Origin of the sequence: Corynebacterium sp. Marseille-Q2823, from assembly GCF_903645345.1 — a bacterium.
GTDB classification, from domain to species: Bacteria; Actinomycetota; Actinomycetes; order Mycobacteriales; family Mycobacteriaceae; genus Corynebacterium; species Corynebacterium hiratae.
This window is the reverse complement of the sequence record NZ_CAHJXS010000006.1, coordinates 1-12,869: the sequence shown is the minus strand read 5'-3', so window position 1 is coordinate 12,869 and position 12,869 is coordinate 1. Positions and strand designations below refer to the sequence as shown.

The following is a 12,869-nucleotide window of genomic DNA, read 5'->3' as shown; positions in this document are numbered from 1 at the left end:
GCTTGCTCCTACGGCATCTTCTTTGCGCGAGTCCGTCTGAAATGGGAACAATCCGTGTACCCGGTTCGGAGCTGGGCTAACAAACCAAAAAGAAGCACCCCACCATTTGGTGGGGTGCTTCCTAAGCTCTGGCTCCGTTAGGGGCGAAGCCGATTCAAGCTAGCTTGAATTAGAAGGGGAGCTTGATGTTCAGAGCCTTAGCAATTGCCGGGAAAGCAGCTGCGATTGCGGCCAGGACACCAGCGACGATGCCGAAGATAGCGAGCGGGGTCGGCTTGCCATCGTTGGACAGCTTGTCCTTGATGTCGGAGGACTTGTCGTCCTTGTTGTTGCCCGGCTTGGTAGCGCCGTCGTTGGAGCCGTTGTCGCCGCCCTTGTTGCCACCGTTAGCCAGGTTCTCGAGGGCGTCAGCGATACGCTGGCGCTCCTTGGCCTCCTGCTCAGCGCGCTCCTTCTCAGCCTTAGCCTGCTCCTCAGCAGCCTTGGAGTCAGCGATGTCCTTCTTAACGCCATTGTCAGCGTTGAGGACCTGGCGGTAAGCCTCTTCGTACTCAAGGTTGGTGTTGTTCGGGCCGAAGAAGTCCTGCTGAGCAGCAACCTTCATTGCCAGGTAGTCGAGGCGCTCCTCGTCGGTGCCGCCGTCCCAGACAGCGACCAGGGTGTTGCCCCACGGGCTCTCCGGGTCCACGAAGTCGGCCGGAATCTGCGGAGCCCAGATGCGGTTGCCGTCGAAGTTAGCCTTGTCAGAAGCCCAGTTCTTGAAGCCCTTGAACTTCTCCTTCTGTGCCTTGTAAGCCTCGTAGTTTTCGTTCTTGGCCTTGGAGACAATGCCGGTGTTGTGAGCGATGAGCTCAGCGTAAGCCTCGCGCAGGGTCTTCTGCTCGCCGTTAACAACGACGGTGCCGTTCTCGTCAGACTCACGCAGCTCGAGGACGCGAGCGCCGATAGCGAACTCGGTCTCCATTGCGCGCAGGACGCGGACCTGAGCGTATGCCTGGTCCAGGTAGCCCTGGCGTACGAGGATGTCGCTACCCTGAGCACCGCGGGAAGCCTCGAGGGCGGCCTTGCGAGCCTCTTCCAGCTCTGCACCGTCTGCCTTCAGCTGCTCGAGCAGCATCTCAGCGTCAGCGATCAGCTCCTTAACGAGCGGGATGTAGTCACGGTCGATGTAGTTCTTATCGGACTCATCAGCACCGCGCCAACCGGTGTAATCGAGGCGCTCCTTGTAGGTCTCGATGGTCTCTTCGAAGATCTTGATGTTCTCTGCCGGGGTCTTCTGAACGGAGTTGAAGTCCTCCGGATCAACCTGGTTCAGCTTCGGAGCCTGAAGTGCCGGAAGGTTAACCTTCTTCGAAAGCTCCTCGGCCTTCTTCAGGTCGCTTGCCAGCAGGCCTTCCTTAGGCTCGCCGTCGCCGTAAACCTTGCCACCGGAGATGTTGGTGACGGTGGTGTTGTAGTCGAAGGCCTTCTCTTCGTAGTTCTCCCAAGCCTTGTCTGCGGACTTGTCATTCTGCAGAGCGTAAGCTACGGAAGCGCGAGCAGCCTGAACGTTCTTCTCAGCCTGTGCGAGCTGCTTGGTAGCCTCGTTGGCTGCAGCCTGGTAAGCCTTGTGGTCTGCCTGCTCAGAGCGGTCAAGACCATCGGTGTTGGCGTTAGAAGCTGCATTGAACAGCTCAACAAACTGGTTGTTGTTAACGATGTAGTGGTCGGTTGCAGCTACGAGATCGCGGAGCTGAGCCTCGGTGACGTTCTTAGCTTCAACGTCCTTGCCCAGGGATGCGTCCGGCTCGTTGAAGCCGCCGCCCTGGATGTTGGAAGTGTTGGTGTCCTGAGCGAAAGCCGGGACTGCAACACCGGAGACACCGGTGGCAACTGCGATAGCACCTGCGAGAGCGGCGGTGCGAACACGGTTCTTGAACATGTAATTCCCCTATGAGAGTTGAGGTCGGACTGTGAAAATTATCTTACGATAACCGTCGTGTAGGGCGACGCTAGCAATCGTTCTTCATGAATGATCTTCACATTCTCAACGAGTAGTGCAGCTTTTGTCGCTGCAGCAAGATTATCGAAGTCTGGCGGGTCTTTCCAGTCAAACACAACTTATTTTTAAACTTTTTCCAACCAGCTGGCGGCGATGCCTCGCATTTTTGCTGGTAGATGGCCTTCTTCTATACAGGAGTTGAAATTGAAACTATTTCGAACCTTTGTGACAACTGTGAATGAACTACCCCTATCTGGGTAATAATTACACGAATGTCATTGCACTTGCTAGGGTGTCGGCCCAATTTTCACCCCTCACTCCCCCTGATACCTGGAACGGGTGGTTCCTGTGGGCCTTCGTGGGGCTTAAGTGGAAAAAGGAAAGACACCCAGCTTCGTTGTCGTCGCTGAGCGTCTTTCCTTATTTATATTGTGGAGCATAGGAGAATCGAACTCCTGACCTTCTGCTTGCAAAGCAGATGCTCTACCAATTGAGCTAATGCCCCATTGTTCCGTGGTGGGCCTAGCTGGAATCGAACCAGCGACCTCATCGTTATCAGCGATGCGCTCTAACCGACTGAGCTATAGGCCCTTGACCGGAACGAGTAGTTACTCTACATAGGACCGGCGATTTATTACAAATCGCCTGGTCATATGCAGTATTTGAAGCTGGTTTTACTTCACTTTGTATCGCTATTGATGCGGCTCATCTTGCAGGCGGATCTTGAATCCACCGAAGACGTCCACGATGGCGTTATATATAACAGCCATGAGCGGCGCCAGGATCGTCATCAGGACGGCGATGATGGCGCCGAACAGGGCGGCTGCAGAGACGACCAATCCGAAGGAGACCTCAAATCCGCCGCCGACACCGCCAACAAGGCTGTTGAGGGAATCCCAGATGCCCGCCTGGTCAAGGCCGATGTACAGCAGGCACACGGCGATGATCCAGGCCACGAGGCCGACGAGGGACATGGCCAAGCCAACGCGGAACGCCGACATGGGCGAAATCCGGGCTAGTTGAAGCTCTCGTCCAATCATGGGTTACTCCTCGTCCTTATCGGAGTCCTTGTCTTCGCCCTTTTCCGGCTTGGAGTTCTCTCCAAGCTTGAGGTGTTCGGGCTTGACGTCCTCGACAGACTTTTCACCCTTGGCAACTGCCTGGGCGTCCTCCTCACCGTCGTCTTCAACATTGCGGTCGATAGCCAGCAGCTCGACGTCGTCGGCCAGGTTGACCAAGCGCACGCCCATGGTGGCGCGGGAGCTCGGGCGAATCTGGTTGACTTCGTTGCGGACAACACCACCTGCAGAGGTGATGGCAAAGATCTCGTCGTCCTCGTCGACGGCGATTGCTGCAATGAGCTTGCCGCGCTTTGGCGTGTACTTGAAGGTCATCACGCCGAGGCCACCGCGGCCCTGCGGGGTGTACTCCTCAATGGCGGTGCGCTTGCCGTAACCGCCGGAGGTAGCTACCAGGAGGAACTGGCCGTCATTGACCACGGACATGGACAGCAGCTGGTCATCGCCGCGGAAGCGCATGCCCTTCACGCCGGCGGTAGCGCGGCCCATCGGGCGCAGCTGGTCATCGTCCGCGGTGAAGCGGATTGCCTGACCCTGCTCAGAGGTCAGCAGGATGTCATCGCCCTCGTTGACCAGCTGGGCGCCGATCAGCGCATCGCCCTCGTTGAGGTTGATAGCGATGAGGCCGGCGGAACGTGCGGACTCGTAATCGGTCAGTCGGGACTTCTTTACGCGGCCCTGCTGGGTAGCAAGGACCAGGTATGGGGCGTCCTCGTAGGACTGGATCTGAATGACCTGAGCGATCTTCTCCTCCGGCTGGAACTCCAGCAGGTTAGCCACGTGCTGGCCACGAGCGGTGCGGCCCGCCTCCGGAAGCTCGTAGGCCTTGAGGCGGTAGACGCGGCCGAAGTTGGTGAAGAACAGGATCCAATCGTGCGTGGAGCAGACGAAGAAGTTCTTCACAATGTCATCCTGCTTCAGCTCCGCGCCGCGCACGCCCTTGCCGCCGCGCTTCTGGGCCTTGTAAGCATCGACCTTGGTGCGCTTGGCGTAGCCAGTAGCGGTAATGGTGACCACGACGTTCTCGCGAGCGATGAGGTCCTCATCGCTGACGTCGCCGGAAGCGGCAACGATCTGGGTACGGCGCTCATCGCCGTACTTTTCGACGATCTCCGCCAGCTCATCGTGGACGATCTGACGCTGGCGCTCCTCACGGGCCAGGATGTCCTTGAGGTCCGCGATGATCTCCTCGATCTCCGCCAACTCATCGATAATCTTCTGGCGCTCCAGCGCGGCCAGGCGGCGCAGCTGCATGGCAAGGATGGCATCGGCCTGGACATCGTCGACGTCAAGAAGCGCCTTTAGGCCCTCGCGTGCCTCATCAACCGTGGGGGAACGGCGGATGAGCGCGATGACCTCATCGAGCATGTCGAGCGCCTTAACCAGACCGCGCAGAATGTGGGCGCGCTTTTCGGCCTCATCGAGGCGGTACTGGGTACGGCGGACGATGACCTCGATCTGGTGGGCCACGTAGTAGCTCAGCATCTGATCCAGGCGCAGGGTGCGCGGCACGCCATCCACGATGGAAAGCATGTTGGCGCCGAAGGAGGTCTGCAGCTGGGAGTGCTTGTACAGGTTATTAAGGACAACGCGGGCTACGGCGTCACGCTTGAGGGTGACCACGATGCGCATACCCACGCGGTCAGAGGATTCATCCTCGATCTTGGCGATTCCGGCGATCTTGCCGTTGACCACAGACTCCGCGATATTGGAAATCATGTTGTCCGGGTTGACCTGGTAGGGCAGCTCAGTGATAACGATGGTCTGGCGGTTGCCCACCTCCTCGATGGAGGTCACGCCGCGCATACGGATGGAGCCGCGGCCGGTGGTGTAGGCATCCTTGATGCCCTGGTCACCCACGATGAGGCCCGCAGTCGGGAAATCTGGGCCCTTGACGCGTTCCATGCAGGCGGCCAGGGCTTCTTCCTCAGAAGCATTCGGGTTATCAAGCAACCAGTAAATGGCTTCCGCCAATTCGTTGAGGTTGTGCGGCGGAATGTTGGTGGCCATACCGACAGCGATACCGCCGGAGCCGTTCATCAGCAGGTTCGGAACGCGGGAGGGCAGAATCGTCGGTTCCTGCGTCTTGCCGTCGTAGTTCGGTGCGAAATCGACGGTGTTTTCGCGGATATCGCGGACCATCTCCATGGCCAGCGGCGTCATGCGGCACTCGGTGTAACGCATAGCTGCCGGGCCGTCATTACCGCGGGAGCCGAAGTTACCTTGGCCGTCGACCAGCGGGTAGCGCATGTTCCACGGCTGGGCCAAGCGCACGAGGGTGTCGTAGATGGCGGAGTCACCGTGCGGGTGGAACTGACCCATCGTGTCCGAGACCGGGCGGGCGGACTTTACGTAGCCACGGTCTGGGCGGTAGCCGGAGTCATACATGGCGTAGAGGATGCGGCGGTGAACCGGCTTGAGGCCGTCGCGCACCTCCGGCAGGGCGCGGCCGACGATGACGGACATGGCGTAGTCGATGTAGCTCGACTCCATCTCCTCATTGATGTCAATTGGTTGGATGCGATCGAAGAGATCACCGTTGTTATCACTCATAAGGCCCTATGGTACCGCTTGGGGCCTTATAGGACGGTTTCTGGCGCGACAATGGTATCACCGTGATACCATTCCCACCATGGCTATGACACTGCGCCTGACCCCAGAGCAAGACCACGCGCTGACCTTATTGGCTTCCGCGCAAGGTACTTCCAAGCACGAGGCGGTGGCGCGCGCCATCGTCGCAGCGGCCGCACGGACCTTGTCGGAGGCCGCCGTGCAAGACACCGCCCGCCGGCTGCTGCCCGGGCGTTCAGAATTGGAGGCGGAGATCCGCCAGGCTCGGGGCTCGCGCAAATGAGTGTTGAGCAACTGATTGTGATCGCGCGGGAGTTTTGCCGGTCCTATCGTGTACGGATTACTGACTTCGCTGCCCTCGCCGCTGCGGCCGCTGCCAGCACGGCAACCATCGAGGGGATTGCCGTGCACGGCAGCCGTGCCGCGGCCGCGCAGTCGCTGGAGACGGTCTTGCGCTCAGTGCCCGCGTTGAGCGGAAAGAATGAAGAATTCGCGCGATTGTGCGCGCAGGTCTATCTTTCTGTTGCAGAAGTTATGTAAGTTAAACGTGATAAAGAAGTCTCTATTCCCTTCTGAGAAAGGAATTCCCTATGTCCTCTATGTCTTTGAAGAAGTTCCTCGCCGCCGGCGTTGTGGCTACCACCCTCACCACTTCCGTAGCCCCCGCCGCGAGCGCTGAAACCACGAATGATGATTGGAAGGCCAACGTAAATCCCGACTTCGAGCAGGGCGAAGGCGGCTCCTCCCTGACCGGCTCCACGCCCATCGACATGACGCTCATCATCGGCGGCTCCATCGCTGCTGCAGCAGCACTGCTCAAGCTCGTCGTGGACAACAATCCAGCTCTGCGCGCCCAGGCAGATGAGTTCGCCGCGCAAATCGGCATGGCAGGCTCCTCCGGTTCCTCCGAGCACAACCGTCTCTACGAGGGTGGCCTCGACTTCGACCTCGAGCGCCTGGCCCGCACCAATGGTTTCCCGGAGATTGCTGACCAGATCGCCGCGCTCAAGGCGGGCTCCAGCGCCCCGGCACAGTAAGCTCGCCTGTATGACAAACCTCTCCCAACTCCTCCAGTCTCCTACCCGCAACGCCGTGGTGGCGGACTTGTCCACGGCAGCAGACGACGCCGTAGCATCCCTGACCGGTATCACCGGCATGGCCTTCAAGGGCGCTTTGGTGGCCGCAAAGAAGGCAGACTCCAAGGTTCTGTCCAAGGGAATCAACCAGATGCTGCCGGAGCTGCTCAACACCCTGGATTCCTACTGGAAGGAATTTGAAGGCTCTGAGCAGTCCGATTTCGGCACCTACCTCGACGGGCGCAGCGGCGAAGTTACCGAGGCCATCATGGCTGCGGCTGATAAGGCCGCCAAGGACATTAAGGCCCCCGGCATCGCGCGGACCTACAAGTCGCTGCGTGGCAAGGCCTCTTCGATCTTGGAGCCCAACGTGGCGACCATCGGCCGCGTTCTGCAGCGCCACATGGATACCGTATAAGTGGATTAGCTTTCCGGGCCACAGGCACCGACGAAAAAAGACCAGCACCTCTTTTTGAGGGCTGGTCTTTTTCTTGCTTTCTCTTGTTCCCCTGTGGGCTCGTGCTTTGAGATGTTTTAGACGTCGAGGAAGCGAACGTCCTTCGCGCGGCGGGTAATGAAGGAGCGGCGGGCGGCCACGTCATCACCCATGAGGATGGAGAAGAGCTCATCGGCGCGCTGCGCATCTTCCAGGTCCACGCGGCGCAGGACGCGGGTCGTCGGATCCAGGGTGGTCTCCCACAGCTCGGAGGCGTTCATCTCACCCAGACCCTTGTAGCGCTGGATGCCGTCGTCCTTGTTGATCTTGCGTCCCTGCTCCAAGCCTTCGGCAAGCAGCTTGTCACGCTCAGCATCGGAGAAGGCATAGCCCGGCTGGCCCTTGCCCCACTTCAGCTTGTACAGCGGCGGATTCGCCAGGTACACGTGGCCATCCTCGACCAGCTGCGGCATGAAGCGGAAGAGCAGGGTCAGAAGCAGCGTGGCGATGTGCTGGCCGTCCACGTCGGCATCGGCCATGAGCACGATCTTGTCGTAGCGCAGCTTCGAAATATCGAACTCTTCGTGGATACCGGTGCCCAAGGCGGTGATGATGGCCTGGACCTCAGCGTTCTTGAGAACCTTGTCCATGCGGGCCTTTTCCACGTTGAGGATCTTGCCGCGCAGCGGCAGGATGGCCTGGAACATGGAATCGCGGCCGCCCTTCGCGGAACCACCTGCGGAGTCACCCTCCACGATGTAAAGCTCAGAAAGCTTCGAATCCTTGGAGCGGCAATCTGCCAGCTTGCCGGGCAGGCCGCCGAGGTCACCGGCGGACTTGCGGCGCACCAACTCACGTGCCTTACGCGCGGCCACACGGGCGTGCGCGGAGGACACGGCCTTGTTGATAATGACCTTGGCCTCGGCCGGGTTGGCGTCGAACCAATCGTTGAGGTGCTCGTTGACAGAGCGCTGGACAAAGCCGCGGATCTCCGAGTTACCGAGCTTGGTCTTGGTCTGGCCCTCGAACTGCGGGTCCGCCACCTTGACGGAAATAACGGCAGCAAGGCCTTCACGGCAGTCATCGCCGGAGAGGTTGCCATCCTTTTCCTTGAGGAGCTTGTGCTCCTTGGCGTAGCGGTTCATCAGGGTGGTCAGAGCCGCGCGGAAGCCTTCCTCGTGCGTGCCGCCTTCGTGAGTGTTAATGGTGTTGGCGAAAGTGTGGACGGACTGCTTGTAGCCCTGGTTCCACTGCAGCGCGATTTCCACCTCATGGTCCTCACCCTTAACGTCGAAGGCAACGATGGTGGGGTGGATGGCGGACTTATTCTTGTTGAGGTGCGCAACGTAGTCCTGCAGACCGTTCGGGTAGTGGTAGGTGACTTCCTTCTTCTTCTTGGAAGTCTTGCCCTCGCCGTCCTCGCCCTCCTGGCCGGCTTCGTCCTTGTTATCCAGGGAGCTCAGGCTGACGGCGGAATCGCCGGCCTCGGCGATCTCCTCGAGCTCGGCCTGCTCCTTGGAGATGGCGCGCTCGTCACGCAGAACAATGGTCAGACCCTTGTTCAGGAAGGCCATCTCCTGCAGGCGGCGAGCAATGGTGTCGTAGTTGAACTCGACGGTTTCGAAAATTTCCGGGTCCGGCCAGAAGCGGATGGTGGTGCCGGTGCCGCGGGCATTATCGCCCTCCACCAGCTCATCGGGTATAGCGTTGTTGAAGTTCTGGTACCAGTGCTTGCCATCGCGCTTGATGTCCGCTTCGACGCGGGTGGACAGTGCGTTGACCACGGAGATACCCACGCCGTGCAGACCACCGGACACGGCATAAGATTCAGAGTCGAACTTACCGCCGGCATGCAGCTGGGTCATAACCACCTGGACGGTAGGGATACCGGAGGCGTGCATTTCGACCGGGATACCACGGCCGTTATCGATGACCTCGATGCCCCCGTCCTCACGGAGGGTGACAATGACCTTGTCGGCATAGCCCGCCATTGCCTCATCGACGGAGTTGTCGACGATCTCCCAGATCAGGTGGTGCAGGCCGCGGGCACCGGTGGAACCGATGTACATACCGGGGCGCTTACGGACGGCCTCAAGGCCCTCCAGAATCGTAATTGACCCCGCATCATATGCGTGTTGTTCAGCCACGGATTCGTGTACTCCTTTTGGCTAGAGCTAAATCTAAGACTTTAGCCATTCTACACTGTGTCCCCCCACGCGAGGACAGTGCACGCCCGTGAGAGCCCCAAATTTGCGTGAATTTCGCGATCGCCCCGATCAGCCGTACGTATCCTGTGAACCTTGCGGCTTGACCCATTGGCGGCCCTCATAGTTACGGTGCTGCTTGGGTCCTTGAATGTGGAGCTTAACCACCACGTCCGGGCCCAGGCGGTCCGCGATCTTCTGCAAGATGGGCCGCTGCAGGTAGCGCAACTCGGTGGCCCAGCTGGAGGAATCGCACGCCACGTAGACAACCTGCTCCTTGATGGTGAGCGGCTGGGTATGCGCGGCGATGCGCTCGCCGACGAGGTTTTCCCAATTGCCCATGACCCAGCCATGAGCTAGTTCGTGCTCCCAGCCGCGCTTGCCAATCTCGCGTTGGATCTGCGCACCCAGGCTAGGGATGTCGAGGCTCCGGCGCCGGCGGCGACCGTCGGGTCCACTCGGCCGCCCGCGCCGAAAAGGCTTCGGCTGCTGTTCATTCGATGTAGCTGCCAGGTTCATCTTGGGAGCCGGTTTATTGAGCTTTGGCGGATTTTTCGACGTGTTTCGGGTGCGCTCAAAGAGCGCTTTGACCGGATCAAATTCCTGCTCAGTCATTGCTTTCACCGCCCGCATCGTACGGTGCGATCTCAGAGACCCGGCCCTCGTCGGTATCGCGCACGCTGACGGTAAAGCGCTCGATGGGCTGTAGGTTGCCGGGCAAATCCTCATCCACCGCCGCAGTGATGAGCACTTGTTCCGCGCCTGCGGCGAGATGGACGAGCTTCTCGCGGCGCTTGGCATCGAGCTCAGCAAAGACATCGTCAAGGATGAGGATCGGATCCGTGCCATCCTGGCGCAGCAGGTTGAACTCCGCTAGGCGCAAAGAGATGGCATAAGACCAAGTCTCACCGTGGCTGGCAAAGCCCTTGGCGGGGCTCGTCCCCAGGTTAAGAACGAGGTCATCGCGGTGCGGGCCAACGAGCGAGATGCCACGCTCGATCTCGCGCTGGCGTTTATTTGCTAGCTCGGTGAGCATCATGGCCTCGATAACCTCGCGGTCGGAGGTATCCACCGTGGACTTGTACTCGATGGCCGCCGGGCGCGATTCCGGGGCCAGGCCGGCATAGGCGGCGGGGATGAGCTCGCGGAGTTCGTCGACAAGCGCCAGGCGTGCCTGGATCACCTTCGCGCCGAGCGAAGACAACTGCGTATCCCACACGTCGAGGGTTGCCAGCGCTGAGGCGCCGTCGCTGTCGTTGTAGCCGCGGCGCAGGCTCGGTGACGCCGACTTCAACAGCGCGTTGCGCTGCTTGAGCACCTTGTCATAGTCGGCCTTGATACCCGCCAGGCGCGGAGTGCGGGAGGCAATGATGTCATCCAAATACTGGCGGCGCGTTGCCGGTTCGCCCCGCACGAGAGATAAATCCTCCGGGGAAAAGAGCACGGTTTGCACCACGCCGAGCAGCTCCCGCGGGGATTTCAGGCGCGTGCGGTTGATCTGTGCCTGGTTAGCTGCATGGGGTTTGATGAGCAGGTGCGCGGTGAGCTCGCGCCCCTGGTTGACCGCCGTGGCGGAAATGCGGGCGTTGGTTGCGCCGTGGCGCACGAGGGGGGCGTCGTGGGCGACGCGGTGCGAGGACAGGTGGGCAACATAGCCGATGGCTTCGACGATATTGGTCTTGCCAAAACCGTTGCGGCCGATAAAAAGGGTAATCCCCGGTTGCAGCCTGAGAGTGAGCTCGGGCCAGGAGCGAAAGTCCCTGACATCGAGATCGCGAATAAACATATGGCCTAGCCCGGCAAGCGCACTGGCATCAGCAGGTAGGTGAAGTCAGTCTCCGGGGTGGGGAAAGAGCCATCCTCGTTGGCCTCCGGCAGCTCCTCCGGCTCCGGAATCATAATCGCCGGGCGCGAGGGCTCGGTAAAGCCGAAGACCACGCGGTCCGTGTGGACCACGGCCAAACCATCCTTGAGGTAGGACGGGTTAAACGCAATGACGAAGTTGTCGCGGCCGTTGAAAGCACAGGGCAGGGACTCGCTTGCGCGGCCGGAATCGGCGCCGGCGGCCAAGGTCACTTCACCTTCGCTGAACTCCATGCGGATCTGAGCGTTGCGGTCCGTCAGCAGGGATACGCGGCGGATGGCTTCCTGCAGCGGTGCGACCTCAATGCTGGCCATGGCCGTGTGGGTCTTCGGCAGCAGGGGTGCCACATTCGGGAAATCTGCATCGAGCATGCGCGTGGTGGTCTCGCGGTTATCGGCATGCAGGCCGAATAAACCTTCCGCAGCGATGTTCTCACCCGTGCCTACGGCGATCTCCACCGGGATGTTGAGGTGTGTGTCGAGGGAGCGGCCGGTCTCCTGCAGCGTCTTTGCCGGGACGAGGAGCTTGGCCTCCACGTCGGGGGATACCGGATCCCACTCGAAGGTGCGCATGGCCAGGCGGAAGCGGTCCGTCGCCGTCATCTGCACGTGGGAGCCATTGATATCGATGTGCACGCCGGTGAGCATGGGCAGGGTGTCGTCCTTGCCGGCGGCGGCGACAACTTGGCTGATGGCTTCCACGAAAAGCTGCGGGTTGATCGTGCCGGTGACCTCCGGAAGGACCGGCAACTGCGGGTAATCATCCAGCGGGATGAGCGGTAGCTCGAAGCGGGAGGAACCACAAACCAAGAGAACCTTGTTGTCCTCCTGCGTCATCTCAATTTCCTTGTTGGGCAAGGAAGCGACGATGTCAGAGAGCAACTTACCGGCCACGGCGATGCGGCCTGGCTCATCGACCATGCCGGCGATGCGCACGCGAGTCGACACCTCGTAGTCGAAGCCCGTGAATTCCAAACCATTGTCATCCGCGGTGATCAGCATGGCGCGCAGCACCGGCTGGGTGACCTTCGACGGCAGGCTGCGCGCAACCCACGCGACGGCGTTGGCGAGGTCATCTTTGGCAACGCGAAATGACACGGACTGCTCCATGGTGATGAGACGCTCCTCTAGTTCCGGATGGAAGATTCTTGCAAGCTCACTCCAACTTACAGGATCAGCACCGAACCACAGGAGTTTTGTCATTCACCCTCTTCGGCCCTCGATGAGACCGTGTGGGCAGGCTGGGCGCCGGCGAATCACACACATCCTTTTTCTTCTTAGTTAGGGAGAAAACAAAATAGGAGTAGTAATAAGCGCTGTGGGATCTGTGGACAACCCAGCAAAGGCCAAGCTCTCAGCCGCGAACCGATCTGTGAGTCAGGGTGTGGGATCACTGTGATCAAATGACAAGAAATGTGAGTAACTCGGTCGGGGCCGAAGTTATCCACAATCCATCCCCAGATCTATCGCCGCTGATCACAGGGTTGCTCACAAGGCTGAAGAGGTCGCTGATCTGCTGTGGAAGAAGAAAACGTGACGAGGATCTACAAATTACAAGAGTGGAATTACACAGCTGTGAATAACTATGTGGATAAGTTTTCGCCGATCAAAAAGACGCCCCCGGCCCACGCCCGCGGGGAGGTTGTGCGGGGTGGGAGG

Annotated in this window: 11 protein-coding genes and 2 tRNA genes; 4 read left to right on the top strand and 9 right to left on the bottom strand. The window is 59.9% G+C overall.

Features of this window, described 5'->3' with window-relative positions; genetic code table 11:
- Positions 1–169 precede the first annotated feature (169 nt).
- The 5 genes from HWX44_RS08105 to gyrA form a co-directional block, all read right to left on the bottom strand.
- Complete coding sequence (locus HWX44_RS08105; protein ID WP_175974101.1) at positions 170–1,921, bottom strand: hypothetical protein; 1,752 nt, start codon at positions 1,919–1,921, stop codon at positions 170–172.
- Between the two features lie 492 nt (positions 1,922–2,413).
- Positions 2,414–2,486 (bottom strand) — tRNA-Ala (locus HWX44_RS08100).
- 9 nt (positions 2,487–2,495) lie between these two features.
- A tRNA-Ile gene (locus HWX44_RS08095) sits at positions 2,496–2,572 on the bottom strand.
- Between the two features lie 101 nt (positions 2,573–2,673).
- On the bottom strand, positions 2,674–3,021 hold the full coding sequence (locus HWX44_RS08090; protein WP_046648692.1) for a DUF3566 domain-containing protein: 348 nt from the start codon (positions 3,019–3,021) through the stop codon (positions 2,674–2,676).
- 3 nt (positions 3,022–3,024) lie between these two features.
- Positions 3,025–5,613, bottom strand: coding sequence for a DNA gyrase subunit A (gene gyrA / locus HWX44_RS08085; protein WP_175974099.1), 2,589 nt, complete (start codon positions 5,611–5,613; stop codon positions 3,025–3,027).
- 79 nt (positions 5,614–5,692) lie between these two features.
- On the opposite strand from gyrA, the gene HWX44_RS08080 reads away from it, so the two are divergent.
- Genes HWX44_RS08080 through HWX44_RS08065 form a run of 4 tightly spaced genes read left to right on the top strand, consistent with a single transcriptional unit; the run spans position 5,693 to position 7,125 of the window.
- Positions 5,693–5,914: a CopG family transcriptional regulator gene (locus tag HWX44_RS08080; protein ID WP_175974097.1), complete on the top strand. Its 222-nt coding sequence runs from the start codon at positions 5,693–5,695 to the stop codon at positions 5,912–5,914.
- Positions 5,911–6,171, top strand: a complete 261-nt coding sequence (locus HWX44_RS08075; RefSeq protein WP_070701391.1) for a cell filamentation protein Fic — start codon at positions 5,911–5,913, stop codon at positions 6,169–6,171. The genes HWX44_RS08080 and HWX44_RS08075 overlap by 4 nt, the downstream gene beginning before the upstream one ends.
- Before the next feature lie 50 nt (positions 6,172–6,221).
- Positions 6,222–6,668 (top strand): hypothetical protein, encoded by a 447-nt coding sequence (locus HWX44_RS08070; protein ID WP_175974095.1) that lies wholly within the window; start codon positions 6,222–6,224, stop codon positions 6,666–6,668.
- Positions 6,669–6,678: 10 nt separating this feature from the next.
- The gene (locus tag HWX44_RS08065; protein WP_175974093.1) at positions 6,679–7,125 is read left to right on the top strand and encodes a DUF6918 family protein; all 447 of its coding nucleotides are present in this window, start codon (positions 6,679–6,681) and stop codon (positions 7,123–7,125) included.
- Between the two features lie 116 nt (positions 7,126–7,241).
- On the opposite strand, the gene gyrB is transcribed toward HWX44_RS08065, so the two are convergent.
- From gyrB to dnaN, 4 genes are all read right to left on the bottom strand, one after another.
- Positions 7,242–9,290, bottom strand: coding sequence for a DNA topoisomerase (ATP-hydrolyzing) subunit B (gene gyrB, locus HWX44_RS08060; protein ID WP_070517653.1), 2,049 nt, complete (start codon positions 9,288–9,290; stop codon positions 7,242–7,244).
- Between the two features lie 129 nt (positions 9,291–9,419).
- Positions 9,420–9,962 carry a DciA family protein gene (locus HWX44_RS08055; RefSeq protein WP_046648698.1) on the bottom strand — a complete coding sequence of 181 codons (543 nt, stop codon included), beginning with the start codon at positions 9,960–9,962 and terminating at the stop codon, positions 9,420–9,422.
- The gene (gene recF / locus HWX44_RS08050; protein ID WP_175974091.1) at positions 9,955–11,133 is read right to left on the bottom strand and encodes a DNA replication/repair protein RecF; all 1,179 of its coding nucleotides are present in this window, start codon (positions 11,131–11,133) and stop codon (positions 9,955–9,957) included. The genes HWX44_RS08055 and recF overlap by 8 nt, the downstream gene beginning before the upstream one ends.
- 5 nt (positions 11,134–11,138) lie before the next feature.
- On the bottom strand, positions 11,139–12,320 hold the full coding sequence (gene dnaN / locus HWX44_RS08045; protein ID WP_046648700.1) for a DNA polymerase III subunit beta: 1,182 nt from the start codon (positions 12,318–12,320) through the stop codon (positions 11,139–11,141).
- Positions 12,321–12,869: the final 549 nt, after the last annotated feature.

Bases quoted from the DNA above. Each gene is read 5' to 3' on its own strand.
- HWX44_RS08080 (WP_175974097.1), top strand. From the start codon at position 5,693: ATGGCTATGACACTGCGCCTGACCCCAGAGCAAGACCACGCGCTGACC.
- HWX44_RS08055 (WP_046648698.1), bottom strand. From the start codon at position 9,962: ATGACTGAGCAGGAATTTGATCCGGTCAAAGCGCTCTTTGAGCGCACC.
- recF (WP_175974091.1), bottom strand. From the start codon at position 11,133: ATGTTTATTCGCGATCTCGATGTCAGGGACTTTCGCTCCTGGCCCGAG.
- HWX44_RS08070 (WP_175974095.1), top strand. From the start codon at position 6,222: ATGTCCTCTATGTCTTTGAAGAAGTTCCTCGCCGCCGGCGTTGTGGCT.
- HWX44_RS08105 (WP_175974101.1), bottom strand. From the start codon at position 1,921: ATGTTCAAGAACCGTGTTCGCACCGCCGCTCTCGCAGGTGCTATCGCA.
- dnaN (WP_046648700.1), bottom strand. From the start codon at position 12,320: ATGGAGCAGTCCGTGTCATTTCGCGTTGCCAAAGATGACCTCGCCAAC.
- HWX44_RS08090 (WP_046648692.1), bottom strand. From the start codon at position 3,021: ATGATTGGACGAGAGCTTCAACTAGCCCGGATTTCGCCCATGTCGGCG.
- HWX44_RS08075 (WP_070701391.1), top strand. From the start codon at position 5,911: ATGAGTGTTGAGCAACTGATTGTGATCGCGCGGGAGTTTTGCCGGTCC.
- gyrA (WP_175974099.1), bottom strand. From the start codon at position 5,613: ATGAGTGATAACAACGGTGATCTCTTCGATCGCATCCAACCAATTGAC.
- HWX44_RS08065 (WP_175974093.1), top strand. From the start codon at position 6,679: ATGACAAACCTCTCCCAACTCCTCCAGTCTCCTACCCGCAACGCCGTG.